The sequence below is a fragment of the Kushneria konosiri genome, from assembly GCF_002155145.1.
GTDB lineage: Bacteria > Pseudomonadota > Gammaproteobacteria > Pseudomonadales > Halomonadaceae > Kushneria > Kushneria konosiri.
Window position 1 is genome coordinate 884,797 of sequence record NZ_CP021323.1, and the last position, 19,218, is coordinate 904,014.

15 protein-coding genes, 1 tRNA gene and 1 rRNA gene are annotated in these 19,218 nt (G+C 58.4%); 2 read left to right on the forward strand and 15 right to left on the reverse strand.

The features are described from left to right. Window positions 1-24: 24 nt before the first annotated feature. The 5 genes from B9G99_RS04200 to B9G99_RS04220 form a co-directional block, all read right to left on the reverse strand. Window positions 25-1,560 (reverse strand): 16S ribosomal RNA (locus B9G99_RS04200). A gap of 476 nt (window positions 1,561-2,036) precedes the next feature. Next, window positions 2,037-2,687 carry an HAD family hydrolase gene (locus B9G99_RS04205; protein WP_086620875.1) on the reverse strand — a complete coding sequence of 217 codons (651 nt, stop codon included), beginning with the start codon at window positions 2,685-2,687 and terminating at the stop codon, window positions 2,037-2,039. After that, on the reverse strand, window positions 2,669-3,340 hold the full coding sequence (locus B9G99_RS04210; protein WP_086620876.1) for a metal-dependent hydrolase: 672 nt from the start codon (window positions 3,338-3,340) through the stop codon (window positions 2,669-2,671). Before B9G99_RS04210 ends, B9G99_RS04205 begins: the two co-directional genes overlap by 19 nt. A gap of 81 nt (window positions 3,341-3,421) precedes the next feature. Then, the gene (locus B9G99_RS04215; protein WP_086620877.1) at window positions 3,422-3,961 is read right to left on the reverse strand and encodes a gamma carbonic anhydrase family protein; all 540 of its coding nucleotides are present in this window, start codon (window positions 3,959-3,961) and stop codon (window positions 3,422-3,424) included. 98 nt (window positions 3,962-4,059) lie between these two features. Then, complete coding sequence (locus B9G99_RS04220) at window positions 4,060-5,406, reverse strand: sodium-dependent transporter (RefSeq protein ID WP_086620878.1); 1,347 nt, start codon at window positions 5,404-5,406, stop codon at window positions 4,060-4,062. 130 nt (window positions 5,407-5,536) lie between these two features. On the opposite strand from B9G99_RS04220, the gene prlC reads away from it, so the two are divergent. Further along, on the forward strand, window positions 5,537-7,579 hold the full coding sequence (gene prlC / locus B9G99_RS04225; protein WP_086623277.1) for an oligopeptidase A: 2,043 nt from the start codon (window positions 5,537-5,539) through the stop codon (window positions 7,577-7,579). Window positions 7,580-7,627: 48 nt separating this feature from the next. After that, window positions 7,628-7,879, forward strand: coding sequence for a YheV family putative zinc ribbon protein (locus B9G99_RS04230; protein WP_086620879.1), 252 nt, complete (start codon window positions 7,628-7,630; stop codon window positions 7,877-7,879). A 93-nt stretch (window positions 7,880-7,972) separates the two neighbouring features. On the opposite strand, the gene sodC is transcribed toward B9G99_RS04230, so the two are convergent. From sodC to B9G99_RS17330, 10 genes are all read right to left on the reverse strand, one after another. Then, window positions 7,973-8,500 (reverse strand): superoxide dismutase family protein, encoded by a 528-nt coding sequence (sodC, locus tag B9G99_RS04235; RefSeq protein WP_086620880.1) that lies wholly within the window; start codon window positions 8,498-8,500, stop codon window positions 7,973-7,975. A gap of 75 nt (window positions 8,501-8,575) precedes the next feature. Then, entirely contained in the window at window positions 8,576-9,433 is an 858-nt protein-coding gene (gene metF, locus B9G99_RS04240) for a methylenetetrahydrofolate reductase [NAD(P)H] (protein WP_086620881.1), read from the reverse strand. A 247-nt stretch (window positions 9,434-9,680) separates the two neighbouring features. Continuing rightward, window positions 9,681-9,776 (reverse strand) — tRNA-Sec (locus B9G99_RS16710). A gap of 61 nt (window positions 9,777-9,837) precedes the next feature. Further along, on the reverse strand, window positions 9,838-11,769 hold the full coding sequence (gene selB / locus B9G99_RS04245) for a selenocysteine-specific translation elongation factor (RefSeq protein ID WP_086620882.1): 1,932 nt from the start codon (window positions 11,767-11,769) through the stop codon (window positions 9,838-9,840). Further along, on the reverse strand, window positions 11,766-13,184 hold the full coding sequence (gene selA, locus B9G99_RS04250) for an L-seryl-tRNA(Sec) selenium transferase (protein ID WP_086620883.1): 1,419 nt from the start codon (window positions 13,182-13,184) through the stop codon (window positions 11,766-11,768). The genes selB and selA overlap by 4 nt, the downstream gene beginning before the upstream one ends. Before the next feature lie 275 nt (window positions 13,185-13,459). Continuing rightward, on the reverse strand, window positions 13,460-14,401 hold the full coding sequence (gene fdhE, locus B9G99_RS04255; RefSeq protein ID WP_086620884.1) for a formate dehydrogenase accessory protein FdhE: 942 nt from the start codon (window positions 14,399-14,401) through the stop codon (window positions 13,460-13,462). Further along, window positions 14,379-15,095: a formate dehydrogenase subunit gamma gene (locus tag B9G99_RS04260; RefSeq protein WP_086620885.1), complete on the reverse strand. Its 717-nt coding sequence runs from the start codon at window positions 15,093-15,095 to the stop codon at window positions 14,379-14,381. Before B9G99_RS04260 ends, fdhE begins: the two co-directional genes overlap by 23 nt. Next, window positions 15,092-16,039, reverse strand: a complete 948-nt coding sequence (fdxH, locus tag B9G99_RS04265) for a formate dehydrogenase subunit beta (RefSeq protein WP_086620886.1) — start codon at window positions 16,037-16,039, stop codon at window positions 15,092-15,094. Before fdxH ends, B9G99_RS04260 begins: the two co-directional genes overlap by 4 nt. Window positions 16,040-16,050: 11 nt before the next feature. Further along, the gene (gene fdnG / locus B9G99_RS04270; protein ID WP_086620887.1) at window positions 16,051-18,522 is read right to left on the reverse strand and encodes a formate dehydrogenase-N subunit alpha; all 2,472 of its coding nucleotides are present in this window, start codon (window positions 18,520-18,522) and stop codon (window positions 16,051-16,053) included. A gap of 12 nt (window positions 18,523-18,534) precedes the next feature. Continuing rightward, window positions 18,535-19,128 carry a molybdopterin-dependent oxidoreductase gene (locus tag B9G99_RS17330; protein WP_086620888.1) on the reverse strand — a complete coding sequence of 198 codons (594 nt, stop codon included), beginning with the start codon at window positions 19,126-19,128 and terminating at the stop codon, window positions 18,535-18,537. Between the last annotated feature and the right edge of the window lie 90 nt (window positions 19,129-19,218).

Consider the following 19,218-nt stretch of genomic DNA (forward strand, 5'->3'; position numbering starts at 1 on the left):
TGGTTCGCGTGAACACTTGTCGTTTAAGGAGGTGATCCAGCCGCAGGTTCCCCTACGGCTACCTTGTTACGACTTCACCCCAGTCATGAACCACACCGTGGTGATCGCTCTCCCGAAGGTTAAGCTAACCACTTCTGGTGCAGTCCACTCCCATGGTGTGACGGGCGGTGTGTACAAGGCCCGGGAACGTATTCACCGTGGCATTCTGATCCACGATTACTAGCGATTCCGACTTCACGGAGTCGAGTTGCAGACTCCGATCCGGACTGAGGCCGGCTTTATGGGATTGGCTTCACGTCGCCGCTTCGCAACCCTTTGTACCGGCCATTGTAGCACGTGTGTAGCCCTGCTCGTAAGGGCCATGATGACTTGACGTCGTCCCCACCTTCCTCCGGTTTGTCACCGGCAGTCTCCCTGAAGTTCCCGGCCGGACCGCTGGCAAAAAGGGATAGGGGTTGCGCTCGTTACGGGACTTAACCCAACATTTCACAACACGAGCTGACGACAGCCATGCAGCACCTGTCTCTGCGTTCCCGAAGGCACTCTCCCATCTCTGGGAGATTCGCAGGATGTCAAGAGCAGGTAAGGTTCTTCGCGTTGCATCGAATTAAACCACATGCTCCACCGCTTGTGCGGGCCCCCGTCAATTCATTTGAGTTTTAGCCTTGCGGCCGTACTCCCCAGGCGGTCGACTTATTGCGTTAACTGCGCCACCAAACCCTCAAGGGGTCCAACGGCTGGTCGACATCGTTTACGGCGTGGACTACCAGGGTATCTAATCCTGTTTGCTACCCACGCTTTCGCGCCTCAGCGTCAGTGTCAGTCCAGAAGGCCGCCTTCGCCACTGGTATTCCTCCCGATCTCTACGCATTTCACCGCTACACCGGGAATTCCACCTTCCTCTCCTGCACTCTAGCCTGCCAGTTCCGAATGCCGTTCCCGGGTTGAGCCCGGGGCTTTCACATCCGGCTTGGCAAGCCGCCTACGCGCCCTTTACGCCCAGTAATTCCGATTAACGCTTGCACCCTCCGTATTACCGCGGCTGCTGGCACGGAGTTAGCCGGTGCTTCTTCTGTGGGTGATGTCCTTCATGACGGGTATTAATCGTCATGCCTTCTTCCCCACTGAAAGTGCTTTACAACCCTAGGGCCTTCTTCACACACGCGGCATGGCTGGATCAGGGTTTCCCCCATTGTCCAATATTCCCCACTGCTGCCTCCCGTAGGAGTCCGGGCCGTGTCTCAGTCCCGGTGTGGCTGATCATCCTCTCAGACCAGCTACGGATCGTTGCCTTGGTGAGCCGTTACCTCACCAACAAGCTAATCCGACATGGGCTCATCCGATAGCGCAAGGTCCGAAGATCCCCTGCTTTCTCCCGTAGGACGTATGCGGTATTAGCTCGGGTTTCCCCGAGTTATCCCCCACTACCGGGCAGATTCCCATGCATTACTCACCCGTCCGCCGCTCGCCGGCATCCCGAAGGACCCGCTGCCGCTCGACTTGCATGTGTTAGGCCTGCCGCCAGCGTTCAATCTGAGCCATGATCAAACTCTTCAGTTTATTTTGAAGCTTTGAGATTCTTTATTCGACACTGCCAAGGCAGTCTCGAAAGGCGAATCAATCCGGGCTCGAGTTCAAACTGGTACTCTTGACGAGTGTTCGTCTGCTCGATTATCTATGTGACTGGTGTCACACGAGCCAGACGCCCACACAAATTGCCTGATCGACTTGTTAAAGAGCGTCTCGAAGATGCTGTCTCAGTCGCCGTTGGCGGCTGCTTCGAGAGAGTGGGCATTTTACAGCCCTTGATCGAAAAGTCAACCTCTTTTTTTCGATCCGGAAGTCAGCGGCTGGATTTGAAATCCTGATTGAGCGACTAAAACCCCAGTCAAAACAATCACCTGCTTAACTTCCCCGCTGCCTCGTCGCCGTGTGCTCCGTGGCAGCGGATGCGTACTTTATAGATCACCCCCGGTTCGCGCAACCCTTTTCGTCAAAAAACTTCATTTTTCTGTCACGACTTCCAGATCGGCCCTTTAATGACGTAGATATCCCTCGTCGCTTAAACACCTCTCAAGCGCCTCCTTGCCCTTTACCAGATGCGAACGCACTCCCAAGTCACGGGCTGCTTCAATACATTCAGGATTGTCATCAAGGAAGGTGATCTGGTCGGGTCGACACTTCAGTGCTTTCAACACATGGTGCCAGGCACGTGGGTCAGGTTTGCGATAACCGATTTCGTGGGAAAGGAAGATAGCGTCGAAAGCGGCTTCCAAGCCGGCGCCTTGAATGACGCTCCAGTGAAGGGGATTGTTATTACTGAGAATGGCCCTGTAAAAGCGCGGATCAATTCGATCAAGCAGTTCAAGAGTACCGGGATAAATCCCCTTGACCCATCCTGCGTAATGCTGACCGAAGGCTTCGGGCGTCATATCAAGTGACAGGGCTTCAACCGCGGCTTTCAGAAAACCGTCAATTGATGCCCTACCGGTTTCAAAGGGGGCCAGCGGCGCGAACTCCAGCCAGAATTGACGAGCCTCCTCACGGCTCAATCGTCCATTGGTCAACGCTACCAGTGGCGTGGTGCCGTCCCAGTCAGCCAGCACGCCCCCTACATCAAATAGAAGTATCTCTCGCAACGCTATCTCCTCTCCTTTCAGGACAGGCTCTACCCCCAGAGCGTCCATACCTTGCTGCCGATCTGCTGCAATGCGTCATAAGGCGGCAACCAGGGCGTCATCGACAGTATCACGATACCCATGAGCAAAGCCGTCTGCGGATTACCGTAATCATAGAGCTTGAAGGCGGTTCCGAAGGAGCGCTTCAGACGCCGCCCTTCAATATCAATACTATAAATTTCATCAAGTAATAGATGAATGAGCACCCCCACCAGCATGGCTGCGGCAAAACACCAGGACTGCATGGCCGTCTGTATAAAGAGGTGGTAGCTCACCATGGCCACAGCCAGAGCGGAAAGCACGGCTGCGATCAGGGAATGCCAGATGCCGCGATGCACTGAAAAGCGCTTGAAGAGACTGCTGAGGGGATAACGCACGAAAAGATAGGCGGCAACGCCTGCACCACTCAGCTCTGCCAGAGATAGAAAGGGTTGAAGCGCCGAGACACAGCCGACAACAGCCAGCATGGCCATCAATGTAAATATCAGGCGGACCGCGCGGGATTGGTCGGCATCGATATCCGGCACCACCCCGCCCAGTGCGACCAGCCCTGCCACCGCAAAGCTGTCAACGAAGGGCCAGAGCCCTGCAAACCAGCCCAGACCGCCGACCAGGACGCCGCCAGCGGCAGCCACCGTAAAATGCGTTGTAAAATTGGCCATAGCTCAACTACTGGATATAAATCCATATTATGACGCAATTTTTCCAGTAACAACAACGATATAGCGGCTACCGCCCTCACATTATCGTTCAGTCTGGGAGAGGAACTCGTCCTTGAGCGAGACATAGTTGCCTGCCGAGTACTCAAAGAAGCGATATTCGGACTCCTTGAGCGGGCGCAGCTGACGCACGGGATTACCACCGTAGACGTAGCCGCTTTCCAGATGCTTGCCCGGAGGCACCACGGCACCGGCAGCCACCAGCACTTCGCTTTCCACCACGGCCCCATCGAGCACCGTGGCCCCCATACCGATCAGCACCTTCGAGGCAATGGTGCAGCCATGCAAAATGGCGCGATGGCCGACGGTCACATCGTCACCAATCGTCAGCGGATACCCCCCGGGGGAATAATCGCTGGCATGAGTGATGTGAAGGATCGAGCCATCCTGAATGCTGGTCCGGGCACCGACACGAATTCGATGCATGTCGCCGCGGATGACGGCCGTGGGCCAGACAGAGGTATCATCGCCTAGCGTGACGTCTCCCAGCACCACAGCAGTGTCATCAATGAAGACACGCTCCCCCAGCGTTGGCGAAACGCCTCTAAAGCTTCGAACACCCATGCCTCTTCTCCATCTGCCCAATGTGATTGGTCAGTCTGCAACAACCCGAAAGATGCCGCCAGCACCCTGTATGTCTACCCGGTCACACCAGGACCTGACTACTTCATCAGAAAAAAGCCGAGCAGCACCAGAACCAGGAGCGGAATGGACACCCAGCGCACCACCGCCCGCCACACTCGATAAAAGCGCTCGCCGGCGCCAATCGCTTCTATCGCACGAGGCGCATCGACGATCCAGACCGCAAAGATGGCAATCAATAGCCCACCGATGGGCAGCATGATATCGATCGGCAGCGTGGTCGCCAGATCAAAAAGGGTCATGTCGTTGAACACTCGAACATCCGCCCAGATCGAAAAGGACAGCGCAGAGGGCACTCCCATCAGCCAGACGCCGATGCCGATGATCAACGCCGCCAATGGGCGGGCCATGCCGATACTGCCCAGCATCGCCACCATGGGCTCGGCGAGGTTAATGGAAGACGTCCAGGTCGCCAGAAGCAGCAGCACAAAAAAGCCGCCAAGCCATAGCGCGCCACCGGGGAGGTCGGCAAAGGCGATGGGCAGCGTCACGAACATGAGTCCTGGTCCAGAAGCCGGGTCCATGCCCTGCGAGAAGACGATCGAGAAGATGGCGATCCCTGCCAGCAATGCCACTGCCACATCGAGTATGGCGACAGTCACGACGGCGCGCGGCAGGCTCTGATCATCGGGCATATAGGCCCCATAGGCCATCAGGGCACCCGCGCCCACGGCCAGCGTAAAAAAGGCGTGTCCCATCGCATTGAAAACGGCCATCAGGGTCACCGCTGAAAGATCAGGCTTGAACAGCCATACCAGTGCGGTCGTGAACCCACTGGTTGTCACGGCATATCCCACCAGCAGAATCAGCAATAGATAGAGCAGGGGCATCAATAGATTATTGAGCCGCTCAAGACCACCACCGACCCCGAGCGCTACCACCGACATGGTCAGAAACAGGAAAATACTGTGGTTGAGCAATACAAGGCCGGGACTGGCCAGAAAGGCCTCAAAGGCGCCGCCGATCTGCTCGGGAGAGCGTGAGGCGAAACTGCCGCTCAACGCGTCCACCAGATACTCGATCGACCAGCCGGAAACCACGGAGTAAAAGGAAAGAATGAAAAACAGGGTAATGCCGCCAAAAAGTCCCAGCCATCCCCAGTGGCGACTTTTGCCGGCTTCACGCGCCAGAAAGGTCAACGCCTGCATGGGGGTACGCCGCCCGGCGCGCCCGATCATGATCTCGGCCACCATGACCGGCAAACCCAGCAGGGCAAGAAACAGCACATAGAGCACTAAAAAGGCTGCGCCGCCATTTTCACCGGTCATCCAGGGGAAGCGCCATATATTGCCCAGACCTACTGCCGCCCCTGTCACTGCTATAATGAACGCACGGCGTGAGCCCCAGCGCTCTACCACTTCGGACATGTCCCGCATTCCTTCTGCTGCGCCATGAGGCGCCTTGAATCGACTCATGATGGCGGAGGCCCGCATTGAAACCGGCGCTCGCCACCCTCATTGTCAGCAGTATATCTTTCGCCAACCGCGAGGTCGCTTCATGTCTACCAATCCCCTGCTCGAATCCCACGTGCTTCCCCCTTTCGAGGCCATTACCCCTGATATCATCGAGCCGGCCGTGGACGAGCTGCTCGCACGCAATCGGGCGGCCATCGAAGCGCTGGTCGAGTCAGGCGACTACACCTGGCAGGGGCTGGCAGCACCGCTTGAAGCCATCAACGATCAGCTTTCTCAGGCCTGGTCACCGGTTTCGCATCTCAATGCCACCATGAATTCGCAGGCCTTGCGGGAAGCCTACCAGGCCTGTCTGCCAAAACTCTCGGCCTACGGCACCTGGCTCGGTCAGCATGAAGGTCTTTTCAAGGCCTTCCAGACGCTGGCTGACAGTGACGAGTACCAAAAGCTCGATCAGGGGCAGCGCAAGTCGATCGATAACACCCTGCGCGATTTCCGTTTGGCCGGGGTCGATCTGCCGCCTGAAAAAAAGGAGAGATTCGGCGAGATTCAGGCAAGGCTCTCTACTCTCTCCAACACCTTCTCCAACAACGTGCTGGACGCTACTCAGGCCTGGCATCTGGACGTCCAGCGCGAGCGCCTGGGCGGCCTGCCGCAGAGCGCCATGGAGACGCTGGCCGCCAACGCCGAGGCCAAGGGCGTTGAGGGCTATCGTGTCACGCTCGACTTCCCAAGCTTTTTTCCGATCATGAGCCACGCCGATGATCGGGCGCTGCGTGAAGAGGTCTATACCGCCTTTGTGACACGGGCTTCCGATCAGGGCCCCAATGCCGGCGAGTTCGACAACTCTGACGTCATGGCCGAAATCGTGACGCTCAGGCAGGAACTGGCAGCGCTGGCCGGTTTTGAGACCTATGCCGACTACTCGATGGCCACCAAGATGGCCGACAGCCCGGATCAGGTACTCGATTTCCTTCAGGATCTGGCCGGTCGCGCCGTGCCTCAGGCCACCGAAGAGTTTCAAAATCTCAGCGATTTCGCTCGCGAGGAGCTGGGCATCGACACGCTTGCCCCCTGGGATACCGGCTATGCCAGCGAAAAGCTGCGTGAAGCACGCTATGCCATTTCACAGGAAGAGCTTCGTCCCTATTTTCCGGCACCCGGCGCCGTCGATGGACTCTTCCGGGTTATCGGCAAACTCTTCAACGTCAGCTTTCAGGAAAATACTCAGGCACCGCGCTGGCACAGCGACGTGCGCTATTTCGACATTCTTGAAAATGACAGCGTCATCGCCGGATTCTATCTCGACCTTTACGCCCGTGAAGGCAAGCGCGGCGGGGCCTGGATGGATGAGTGCCGGGTTCGGCGCGAGCGCGAAAACGGTGACATCCAGCTGCCGGTCGCCTATCTGACCTGTAACTTCACTCGCCCGGTCGGCGACCGCCCGGCGCTTTTGACCCACGATGAAGTCCTGACCCTGTTCCACGAATTCGGCCATGGCCTGCATCACATGCTGACCCGTCAGAGGGTGGCGGATATCTCCGGCATCAACGGCGTGGCATGGGACGCCGTCGAGCTGCCCAGCCAGTTCATGGAAAACTACTGCTGGGTGCGCGAAGGGCTCGATCTGATTGCCGCACACGTGGACACCGGAGCGCCCCTGCCGGATGACCTGCTCGAGCGTCTACAGGCGGCCCGTAACTTCCAGTCCGCCATGACCATGGTGCGCCAGCTCGAGTTCTCGCTGTTTGATCTGCGCCTGCACCGTGAGCATCAGTCACCCGGCGCCGAAGACATTCAATCCCTGCTGGATGACGTTCGCCATCAGGTTTCCGTGGTTCCCAGAGTCGAGTTCAATCGATTCCAGCATGGCTTCAGTCATATCTTCGCCGGGGGCTACGCGGCAGGCTACTACAGCTATAAGTGGGCCGAGGTACTCTCGGCGGATGCCTGGTCGGCCTTTGAAGATGCCGGCGTCTTTGACCAGGCCACCGGCATGCGTTTTCGCACCAGCATTCTGGAACAGGGTGGCGCTCGCGACGCTGCGGTCCTGTTTCAGGAGTTTCGTGGACGTGAGCCGAGTATTGAACCGCTGCTGCGCCACAGTGGCATCCACCAGGCGGCCTGATTTACGTATCACGACCGGCGGGCCATCGCCTGCCGGTCAGGAGTCTTGATGAACCAGTCAACACCCAAACGCTTTATTGCCGGCGCCATCTGTCCGCGCTGCAATGCCATGGATCGCATCCGTAGCTGGGAAAGCAATGGCACGCGCTATCGAGAGTGCGTCAGCTGTGACTTTTTCGAGCAGCTGCCCATGACCGATGAAACGCTAGACCCGCTTGATACACGCGTCTCCAAATCCCGGCCAGCCTCGGAAAGTGACGATTTTCAGCCGGTCAAGATCATCGACCCGGGCAAGCGCTAGTCCCAACGACGCTACTGTTTGCCTTATTGCACTACCATCAAAAAGGCCCTGCCGGTTAACCGACAGGGCCTTTTCAGTCATTACCATTCTGGATCAGCTGGCGCCTTCAATCACGCCGCAGGCCCAGCGCGCACCACCGCCGCCCAGCTTGGGCGTGTCACTGTAATTATCGCCGCCTTCGTGAAGCATGACGGCGTGGCCGGCCAGATCACTCTCCTTCAGGCGAGGTGCCAGCACCGGCGTTTTGATGTTGCCATCGTTATCGGCCACCAGCAGTGGCATATCGCCCAGATGACTATCCTCGGCGTAAGGGCCGGCATGCGTGTCTGTGCCCTTTGGATCAAAATGCCCGCCGGCCGCACCGGCCGGGGTCACCTTGCCATCGGTCGTTGAGGGATCACAGCTGGGTTTGGCATGAAGATGAAAGCCGTGCATTCCCGCACCCGGCAATCCTGAAATGTCAGGCGTCGCCAGAAGGCCGTAATCGGTGTCTTCAAACGTCACGCTGCCTACGGATTCACCCGGTCCCTTGTCCGTTGCCTTTTGCAGCTCTACCGTTGTGTCGGCCATGGCCAGCGGAGTCAGTGCCAGCAGTGCAGATGCCAGAAATAGTCTTTTCATCGGAAGTCCTCGTGAGTCGGCCCATTAACGATTGGCGTGCTCATAAGACTAGTTGGCTCAGGCCAATGCGACCAATCAGCGCCCTGCTTTCTCAAGCGACAGATCAGACACGATACGCGTGCAGGCCTCGGCCTGATTAAGCGTATAGAAATGCAGACCCGGCGCCCCCTGATCCAGCAGCTGCTGACAAAGGCGCGTGACCACTTCATGCCCGAAGGCCTGAATGCTGTCACTGTCATCGCCGTAGGACTCGAGCTGTCGACGCACCCAGCGCGGGATTTCCGCACCGCACATCTCGGAAAAACGGGCCAGCTTGGTGTAGTTGGTGATCGGCATGATGCCCGGCAGGATGGGAACATCCACACCGCGGGCCCGAACCCGATCCACGAAATGATGGTAGGCATCCGGGTTAAAGAAATACTGAGTGATGGCCATATCGGCGCCGGCACGCACCTTGTCGGCGAAGTGGTCAATGTCCTGTTCGAAATTGCGGGCCTGCGGGTGGCACTCCGGATAGGCTGCCACGGTCAGGTCGAAATGATCACCGGTCTCTTCGCGAATGAAATCGACCAGATCCCGCGCATAGCGAAACTCCCCCAGCCCCAGCATGCCCGAAGGCATATCGCCCCGCAGAGTCACGATACGCTTGATACCGTGCTCGCGATATTGCGTCAGAAGCCGACGAAGGTCGGCCTTGTCGCTGGCCACGCAGGACAGGTGTGGCGCCGTGCAGATGCCGGTATCGCGCGAAATGTTTTTGACGGCATCAAAGGTGAAATCACGCGTCGTGCCGCCAGCGCCAAAGGTGACCGAAAAAAAACGGGGATCGAGTTCGGCCAGTTTTGTATAGACCTCAGGCAGCCGATCTCGGCCTGCTTCTGTACGCGGCGGAAAGAACTCGAAGCTGAGCTCGGGGGCACTGGAATCACTCATGGGTCTGAAGGTCCTTTTATCAAATCACGCGGTCGACCGGACGGCGGCATAAAACACCTGTTACCCGACCCGGTTGGGGCCGTGATCAACCATCGATTAATGCCATGTATTGTGACGACACCGGAGAACCAGGCCAAATGAAAGATTCGAGAGGTCTGATCAAGCAGAATTCATGATCAGGTGCATGAGAGATGCAAAGACACAACGGAGGGAGAACAGGAGCAACGGCAGCAGGAATGATCGAAAATGGCGGAAAAGCGTGGGAGTCGAACCCACCAGGGACTGCTGGCAGCCCCTCTCGGGTTTGAAGCCCGAGCGCCCCACCGGGGAACGAAGCCTTTCCGCAACCGCATGATCTACATGGTGTCATGCAGGTAGGTCAGCAAACCTGCATGATAGCTTAATTAATGCCACATGTCGGCCCGTCTTACGACATGGTCGTCACGCACCCGACGTGTATAGCCGATTCGATCAAAGAACTCCAGGATCATGACCGCCAGCTTGCGCCCGATGCCCAGGCGGTCGCGAAAACTGGCCACACGCGCCGCCCCCTGCTCCGCCTCGAGCTGCTGGATCATATTGGCCATGTCCAATACGGTGCGGGAAAGGAAAAAGTGATCGCGGCGAACATGATAAACACGTCCCAGACGAGCGGCAGAGGTCAGCACCTGACGCACCTTCGACTCATCGATATTTTCAAGACCGACCACGTCTCTTACTCGCGGTGGATCAAAGGGCGTTGCGGCCAGATGCGGCTCAATCTGCTGCCAGAGCACCTCTTCATCCTCTGAAAGCGCTGCCTGATGCTCCGGCAGCGACAGGAAAGGGCCTTGCTGTTTTAACATTCCATCGTTGATCAGTGGCTGAACCATCTGGCGAAACAGCGCACTGGGTAGCCCGGGCATGACCTGACGACGCAGTCGCTCACGCTCGGTACCCAGCATGGCCGGCTCCCGCTCATGATTGTCTGTAACCACCTCGAGAATACGAACCCGGATTGCCTCCAGCGCCTGAGGCGAGAAGGCACGCATCTCCTGACCGGCACTGATGACCCGTGCACCCAGCGCTTCGAATTCCTGCGCCAGCGAGGCCGGCGTACGATTGAAGTTTCGTGCCAGACCATAAATATCGGGACCGTCGGGGCGCAGCGTCAGCGCTACCTTGAGTGGCTCGGTCAGAGAGATACCGTCAGTACTGCCCGTCACTGCCTGACGACAGCTTTCAAGCCACTGAAGCCGCGCCGGAGAACGCTGACCGCGGCGCGGCGTCGCGCCATCAAGCACAATGGCACCGCCAATGGTGTGACGCGCGCCATGGTCGCGAACGATGACGCGATCTCCCAGACAGGTATGCAGTGGCGAATCAAGAATCATCTGCGCCAGCATGCGCTGACCGGGCAACAGTTGTTGCCCCTCCAGCAGAGAGATGCGCCCGGTCACGTGTGATGCTCCCAGATGCAGATGCACCCCCGACCAGTGGTTTAAAGGAGGGGCATCTTCCAGAAGCTCCAGCGCAATATCCACACGCGTCAAAGACGGGGTGGGCAGCGTTTGAGCCACCACCCAGTCACCCCGCTGAACGATTTCCCTATCGATACCCGGCCCGGCCAGATTCAGGGCAAGCCTGTCGCCCTGACGGGCGTGCTCCGCCATCCGTCCCTGACGTCGCAACCCTCTGACCCGGGCATCCCGATCGGATGGAAAGAGCCTGACATTGTCGCCAACCGAAATCTCGCCGGCCACGACCGTGCCCGTGACCACAAGCCCGGAACCGGTCTTGGTAAAGGCGCGATCCACGGCCATGCGGAAATTGCCCTGAGCCACTTCACTGTCACTGGCACGGGCCCGTTGCCAGAGCTCGTTCTTGAGGGCAGCAATGCCCTCGCCGGTGCGACTGGAAACCTCAAAGATTTTCGAAGCCTCCAGCGACGAACCCGCCAGCAGGGCCTCGATCTCTCCACGGACCTCTATAAGTCGCTGCGGCTCGACCAGATCACACTTGGTCAGCGCCACAACGCCCCGGTCGATACCCAGCAGACGCAGTATCTGCAGATGCTCGCGGGTCTGGGGCATGACACCGTCGTCAGCCGCCACGACCAGCAGCATGGTATCGATGCCTGCCACGCCCGAGAGCATATTGTGGATAAACTTTTCATGCCCGGGCACATCAATGAACCCGAGCTCGAAATCATCGGACATCTCCGGATAGGCGTAGCCGGCCTCAATGGTCAACCCACGGGCCTGCTCTTCACTCAGCCGATCAGTACTGATGCCGGTCAGCGAATGAATCAGCGCTGTCTTGCCATGATCCACATGGCCTGCCGTACCTATGATCATGATCCGGTATCCCGATTGAGCGAGAGATGGTCAAGCTGCTCCACAAAGGTGCGCTCTTCGACGTCCCCCTGAAGACAGCGTAGGTCAAGCCAGAGCGCGCCATCGTGTAACCTGCCAATGACGGGCCTTGGCAGCTGCCTGAAAGCGGTTTCAACCATGCGCAGAGTACGTTCACCGGCACGGCGATCCTGTGTGGTGGGGGTCACCACGAGCGCCTGGCTGGGCAGACGATCCACCGGCAGCGCACCACTGCCCAGCTGGCTTTTACATGGCGCGATACTGACCTCCATATCCGGCAGATATTTACTCAGTACTGGCAGCAAACGCTCTGCCGTGGCCGCAATATCGTCCTGCGCACGCGTCAACAGCCTTAGTGTTGGAATATCACGCGCGATCTCATCGCTGTCCCTGTAAAGACACAGCGTCGCCTCCAGCGCGCTCATGATCAGCTTGTCGACACGCAGGGCACGCTTGAGCGGATGACGACGGATGCGATCGATATGGTCACGGCTGCCGACGATCAAACCACACTGGGGGCCACCAAGCAGCTTGTCGCCACTGAAGGTCACCACATCGGCACCGGCTTCGATGCTCTGGCGAGGGCGGGCCTCATCCGGCAGCCCCAGTGCCGCCATGTCCGTGAGAGCACCACTGCCCAGATCCACGACAAAGGGGACTTCCCGGGCATGCGCGATTCGTGCCAGCTCACTTTCCTCCACGGCGGCCGTAAATCCTTCCACGGCATAGTTGGAGGTATGGGCCTTGAAGATCATGCCGGTGGCCTCATTCATGGCCTGCTCGAAATCGCGTGGATGGGTACGATTGGTGGTCCCGACCTCGCGCAGATAACAGCCGGAGGTATGCATGATGTCGGGCAGGCGAAAGGACCCACCGATCTCGATCAGCTCACCGCGAGAAATCACGACCTCTCGACCGACCCCCAGTGCCGACAGCGTCAGCACTACCGCGGCGGCATTGTTGTTGACCACGGTTGCAGCCTCGGCGCCGGTCAGCTCACACAGCAGCGATTCGACAACCTGGTCGCGATCTCCCCGATGACCACTGTCGATGTCGTATTCCAGTGCCAGCGAATACCTGGCCGCCCGTGTCATGGCCTCGATGGCCGGCTCTGCCAGTGGTGCCCGGCCAAGATTGGTATGAATGACCGTGCCGGTCAGGTTAAACACGCTGGGCGCATTCGACGCCGCCAGCGACCGGGCCATGTCAATGGCGCGGGCCACCAGTTGCTCCCTGGCAAGCGGTGCAGCATCTTCCCGGCCCAGCCGCCGGCGCTCACAGGCCAGCAGTTCGCGGACAGCTCGCCGTTTAAGACGATGACTGATCTGCGAGCGCTCCATCGCCTGATGAGACAGCAGCACATCCACTGCCGGCAGATAACGACGCGGGTCATCCATCGAGGACTCCTTTCATGGGATCAGGGCAGGGCGTTCATCCACAACACGCTTTTTATACTGTCATACACAAGCTTCCACCCCTTCAGGGAGCGGAAGGCACATTGTCAGATATTGAATCAAAATCGGACCATACGGTACACGATCATTCAAGCCGGTCATCATCCATTAAAAAAGTATTGGAACAAGCAGCATACATTTTCTTTAGAGATCGTTTTGCTATAACCAAATAAAAAACGCGCTCATTTTGAGCGCGTTGCTAAAACAGACCACCAGAATCAGCCGGCTATTAACCAGGGGTTATAGCTGCTGCGACCGATATCACGCTCATTGGCAATCATGATATCCAGCCCAAGGCTTGCCAGGTCGTCGGACAATGCGTCGGCATCCACCTCGGTATCCCGGTGGACGATCTTCACATAGCTCTGGCAGTCGCCGCAGGTCTCTGCCCTGACCGGTAACGGACGTTGCCCGTCTTCACCTTCAAGACCAATGTAATCCAGCTTGCCGGTCTCAAAACAGGTCGTGCAGCGGGCGCGCTCCATGTACCACTCGGCAGCACAGATCGAACACTGCATGTAGCGTACACGGGAACGTTCACGCCCCACCTGGATGAGACTGGCCACTGGTAGCGCACCACAACAGGGACAGACGGTCTGGGCCGTTCCTTCTGCCCGCTTCGGCGGACGGGGCAGCACAGAACACTGACGAAGCCACGCCACCTGCAGGGCAGCGGCCACAAGCGGCATGAAGGCACGGATCTCTTCCGTACCGCTACCTGCATTGAGCACTTCGCCAGCAATCCCGCGCCGGGCCTCGCGATCGAGCTGACGCAGCTGGCGGATCAACGTCTGCTGCGCCGGCCCCACGTTGAGTTCCAGCGCATCACAGAGCGCGTCCAGATCTTCCTGCCAGTCCAGATCGTCTTGTAACGACTGCACTGACAATGGCGGCATGCCGTGCTCCAGCGCCAGATCAAAGGCCTGACTGTCCGGTGCAAAGGTGCTGGTACGCTTTTGCAATACCTGATGCTGGGCCTGCGCCAGACGCGCGGCAAAGCCGAGGAAGTCAGCCATTGAGCGCATGCGTCTGGAAAGATCGCGCAGGCGACGCGCTCGATGACTGAAAAGGCGTCGTTCGGGCAGCACCACGACGGGGGGTTCTACTACCCCGCCGGGGGCGGCACCGTAATCATGTTCAGCCTGATGTTCGGCCGTCATGGTGTGCTCCGTGGTGGGATGCTTTCTCACGCCTGGAAGCGTGCTCGTCTCCCGCGCGCTGCGAAGGATCCTTCATCTCCTCTTCATACCAGAGCGGATGATGATGTTTCGCCCAGGCATGGGTCACACGCCCGCGGGTCATGGCCTTGATCGACCCCTTGACCCAGATGGCCGCATAGACATGCACGATGATGGTCGCGATCGCAACGAACGCTGCCACAGCGTGCAAGAGGCTCGCCACGCGAATCAGCGGGATGGGGAAAAACCCGGCAAACCAGGGACGCCACATGATGATGCCCGTCAACAACATGACCGGAATACTGATGACCAGCCCCCAGTACACCAGCTTCTGGCCCGGGTTGTACTTGCCAATCGGCGGCAGCTTGTCATCGTCGTTGTTAAGCACGTCCTTGATCTGACGCATCCACTTCACGTCATTTTTCATCAGCAGGTTATGTTTGAACTGGCGCACCGCGATGATGACAAACAGCACGAACAGCACCACACCGATAAAGGGGTGAAGCACCCGCGACCAGACCGGCCCACCAAGCGTGTTGCTCAGGAAGTAGAACGGTGGATAGAAAAAGGCAAGCCCTGACAGCGCCAACAGAATAAAGGCGATCGCCATGGCCCAGTGGTTGGCCCGGGTACCCGGGCCGTAGCGTTGCATGGTCTTTTGCTTTTTCAGGTTCATGGCCGGTGCTCCTCTTCACGTGAGTCACGATGATGGTCATCGCCTTCACCGAAGACTTCCTCATCCGTGGGCTCTTCCTTCGGCCCCTTGGTGATGTAGTGGAAGAAACCGGCAAATGCCGTGATCCCCAGAATGGCGGACATGATCGGCTTGGTGATGCCCTTCCAGGCACCGACGACCGGCGAAATGCGCGGATCTTTCGGCAGACCGTGATAGAGCCCGGGCTCGTCATGGTGATGCAGCACATACATGACGTGCGTGCCGCCCACACCTGCCGGATCATAAATCCCGGCCTGCTCGTAACCGCGCTCTTTCAGATCGTTTACGCGTTTCTCTGCGCGCGCCAGCATGTCCTGCTTGCTGCCAAACTCGATGCAGTTGGTCGGGCAGGCCTTGACGCAGGCCGGCTCCAGTCCAACATTGACGCGATCAGAGCACAGGGTGCACTTGTAAGACTTGCTGTCCTTTTCCGAAATGCGCGGAATATTGAACGGACAGCCAGTAATACAATAGCCACAGCCGATGCAGTTGTTGGAATCAAAGTCCACGATGCCGTTGGCGTACTGCACGATCGCGCCGGGTGCCGGGCAGGCTTCAAGGCAACCCGGCTCGGCGCAGTGCATGCAGCCATCCTTGCGGATCAGCCACGACAGCTGCTTTTCGGCGCTGACGTCATTGCCGCCAACAACTTCCGTTTCCACTTCGCTAAAGCGCATCACCGTCCATGACTCGGCGGTGAGGTCCATGGGGTTGTCATACACCCCATGGCACTCGCCAACGTCATCACGCAGGTCATTCCACTCCATGCAGGCAACCTGGCAGGCCTTGCAACCGATGCACTTGGAGACATCGATCAGCTTGGCCACCTCCACCACGTTGTCGCGTGCCTGAGGTGCCGGCAGTGTCGTCGCGGAACGGGCAACGATATTTTGTGAGTTGATCATGTGCCCTCCCCCTATGCCTTCTCGACCTTGACGATGAATGACTTGTATTCCGGTGTCTGGGTATTGGCATCACCCACGAAAGGCGTCAGAGCGTTGGCCAGATAGCCCTTCTTCGCCACGCCGGTGAAGCCCCAGTGAATCGGAATACCCACATGATGCACGTCGCGATCGCCGATACGCAGCGGCTGCAAACGCCTGGTGACCACCGCAACCGCCTTGATAAAGCCGCGGTTGGAAGACACCTTGACCCAGTCCCCCGCCACCACACCGATTTCCTCGGCCAGCTGGTGGCCGATTTCCACGAACTGCTCCGGCTGCACGATCGCATTGAGGCGGGCGTGCTTGGTCCAGTAGTGGAAATGCTCGGTCAGACGATAGGTGGTTGCCGCATGCGGAAACTCCTGTCGTGTCCCCAGCTCCGCACGATCCTTGTCGAAGATACGACCCGCAGGATTGTTCCTCGCCAGCGGATTGTTCGGATGCAGCGGGTTGTTGTCGATCGGTGATTCATAGGGTTCGTAGTGTTCAGGGAACGGGCCATCCACCATGCTCTGCCCCCCGAAGAAGCTACCGCCACCGGACGGCTGCATGATGAACGGACCTACGCCCTTCGACGGTGCCGACGTCAGCGGGAAGTCAGGAACATCAGCCCCGATCCAGCGGCCCTGCTCGCTGCTCCACCATACGAACGCCTTCTCCTTGCCCCAGGGACGGCCCTGCGTATCGGCACTGGCACGGTTGTACAGCACGCGCCGGTTGGCCGGCCATGCCCATGCCCAGCCCAGCGTGTTGCCGGTCCCGTAGGGGTCGGAGTTATCACGCCGCGCCATCTGGTTACCGTCCTGCGTCCAGGCACCGGAGAATATCCAGCAGCCGGAAGCCGTACGACCATCCGCTGTCATTTCGGAGAAACCCGACAACAGCTCGCCAGCACGACGCGTCACGTTGCCGTTGTCATCGGTCAGATCGACCAGCGCACGCCCGTTGTACTCCTGCGCCAGCTCTTCCGAGGAAGGCGCTTCGGGAATGTCGTAATCCCAGTCCAGATTCAGAATCGGATCGGGGAAGGCACCACCCTCCTTGCGATAGAGATCACGAAGCCGGATGAACAGCTCACCCATGATGCGGGTATCCGGACGTGCCTCGCCAGGCCCTGGTGCTGCGGCCCAGTGCCACTGAAGCCAGCGGGCACTGTTGACGATCGAGCCGTCATCCTCGGCAAAGCAGGTCGTGGGCAGACGAATGACTTCGGTCTGGATCTGTGAGGAATCCACATCGTTGTATTCGCCATAGTTTTTCCAGAACTCGCTGGTTTCGGTGTTCAGCGGGTCCATGACGACCAGATACTTGAGCTTTGACAGTCCTTCCGTAACCTTCTGGCGATTCGGGAACGACGCCAGCGGGTTGAAGCCCTGGCAGAAGTAGCCGTTGATCTCGCCCTTGTACATGCGGTCGAAGGTATCAAGCACGTCATACAGCGGTCTTGAAAGCTTCGGCAGCCAGTCAAAGCACCAGTTGTTTTCCTGGGTGGCAGCATCGCCAAACCAGGATTTCATCAGGCTGACATGGAATTTCTCGTAGTTTTTCCAGTACGAGACCTCGCCTTCCAGAATCGGCTGCTTGGCGCGCTTTTTGATATAGGCGCCATAGTCCTGCTCGACGGCATTGGCCAGCGACATGTAACCCGGCAAAAGCTGCGAAAGCAGACCCAGATCGGTCAGCCCCTGAATGTTGGAGTGACCACGCAGGGCGTTGACGCCGCCGCCCGGCATTCCCATGTTGCCCAGCAGCAGCTGAACCATGGCAGCCGTACGAATGATCTGAGACCCGATCGAGTGCTGCGTCCAGCCAAGTGCATACAAAATCGTCATGGTCTGATGCGGCACGGCCATCTTGCCGATTTCCGACCAGATATGTTCGATGTGCTCCCTGGGCATGCCACAGATGCCAGACACCGTATCGATGTCGTAGCGGCTGTAGTGCTCGCGCATCAACTGATAGACGCACCTCGGGTGCTGAAGCGACATGTCGCGTATGGCCATGCCATCATCGCCCAGCTCATACATCCAGGACGACTTGTCGTCGTAGGCCTTCTTGTCAGGGTTGTAGCCGGTAAAGATACCGTCTTCGAAACCAAAGTCTTCACGCACCAACAGCGAGGCATCGGTGTAGTTGAGGACATACTCATGCTGAATCTGATTGGTCGTGATCAGGTAATGGATCAGACCACCCAGAAACGTAATGTCGGTTCCGGTACGGATAAAGGCCTTGTAGTCAGCGACCGCGCAGGTACGGGTGTACCGCGGATCGATGCAGATCAGCTTGGCCTTGTTGTGCTCAATGGCTTCGGTGACCCAGCGGAAACCCACAGGGTGAGCCTCGGCAGAGTTGCCGCCCATTGAAAGAATCAGATTGGCATTGCGGATGTCGACCCAGTGATTGGTCATCGCACCGCGACCGAATGTTGGGGCAAGACCTGCCACCGTCGGTCCGTGTCAGACGCGCGCCTGGTTGTCGAACGCTACCATGCCAAGGTTTCGTACCACCTTGTGGGTGATGTAGCCGGCTTCATTGGACGATCCCGAAGCGGCCAGAAAGCCGGTCGTGGTCCAGTGATTGACCGTATTGCCCTTGTCATCACGCTCGACAAAGTTGGCATCACGATCATTTTTGATATGACGCGCGATCTTGTCGAGCGCCTCATCCCAGCTGACACGCTTCCACTCGCTGGAGCCCGGCGCGCGCACCTGAGGATATTCAAGGCGCCCTTCGCTGCGTACGAAGTCCAGAAGTCCGGACCCCTTCGGGCACAGGGAACCGCGAGAGACCGGATGATCCGGGTCGCCCTCGATATGAAAGACTTCCTGATGAACATTCTTGGAGCCATCACCATGGCTGTAAATCAGGATGCCGCAGCCTACCGAGCAATACGTACAGTTATTGCGGGTTTCCTTGGCGTGCGTCAGCTTGAACTGACGCACGGACGCTTCAGCCGATTCCGGGGCAAACCCCATCATCGCCATGCTGGATGAGGCCACACCGGCCGCCCCCAGCTTGAAGAACTGTCTTCGGGTTACATTAACCGTCATGGGTCAATCTCCTCGTCGCCTGCCGATGTACCGGCCGTCAGGGCGGGCAGGCGTCATGCTTGAACATTGGCTATACGCCAACGTGACCAG

What these genes read in the sequence shown, in the direction of transcription:
- B9G99_RS04220 (WP_086620878.1), bottom strand. Translation starts at nt 5,406, where the DNA reads ATGTCCGAAGTGGTAGAGCGCTGGGGCTCACGCCGTGCGTTCATTATA.
- fdxH (WP_086620886.1), bottom strand. Translation starts at nt 16,039, where the DNA reads ATGATCAACTCACAAAATATCGTTGCCCGTTCCGCGACGACACTGCCG.
- B9G99_RS04205 (WP_086620875.1), bottom strand. Translation starts at nt 2,687, where the DNA reads ATGGACGCTCTGGGGGTAGAGCCTGTCCTGAAAGGAGAGGAGATAGCG.
- fdhE (WP_086620884.1), bottom strand. Translation starts at nt 14,401, where the DNA reads ATGACGGCCGAACATCAGGCTGAACATGATTACGGTGCCGCCCCCGGC.
- sodC (WP_086620880.1), bottom strand. Translation starts at nt 8,500, where the DNA reads ATGAAAAGACTATTTCTGGCATCTGCACTGCTGGCACTGACTCCGCTG.
- selB (WP_086620882.1), bottom strand. Translation starts at nt 11,769, where the DNA reads ATGATCATAGGTACGGCAGGCCATGTGGATCATGGCAAGACAGCGCTG.
- metF (WP_086620881.1), bottom strand. Translation starts at nt 9,433, where the DNA reads ATGAGTGATTCCAGTGCCCCCGAGCTCAGCTTCGAGTTCTTTCCGCCG.
- B9G99_RS04215 (WP_086620877.1), bottom strand. Translation starts at nt 3,961, where the DNA reads ATGGGTGTTCGAAGCTTTAGAGGCGTTTCGCCAACGCTGGGGGAGCGT.
- selA (WP_086620883.1), bottom strand. Translation starts at nt 13,184, where the DNA reads ATGGATGACCCGCGTCGTTATCTGCCGGCAGTGGATGTGCTGCTGTCT.
- B9G99_RS17330 (WP_086620888.1), bottom strand. Translation starts at nt 19,128, where the DNA reads ATGACGGTTAATGTAACCCGAAGACAGTTCTTCAAGCTGGGGGCGGCC.
- prlC (WP_086623277.1), top strand. Translation starts at nt 5,537, where the DNA reads ATGTCTACCAATCCCCTGCTCGAATCCCACGTGCTTCCCCCTTTCGAG.
- B9G99_RS04230 (WP_086620879.1), top strand. Translation starts at nt 7,628, where the DNA reads ATGAACCAGTCAACACCCAAACGCTTTATTGCCGGCGCCATCTGTCCG.
- B9G99_RS04210 (WP_086620876.1), bottom strand. Translation starts at nt 3,340, where the DNA reads ATGGCCAATTTTACAACGCATTTTACGGTGGCTGCCGCTGGCGGCGTC.
- B9G99_RS04260 (WP_086620885.1), bottom strand. Translation starts at nt 15,095, where the DNA reads ATGAACCTGAAAAAGCAAAAGACCATGCAACGCTACGGCCCGGGTACC.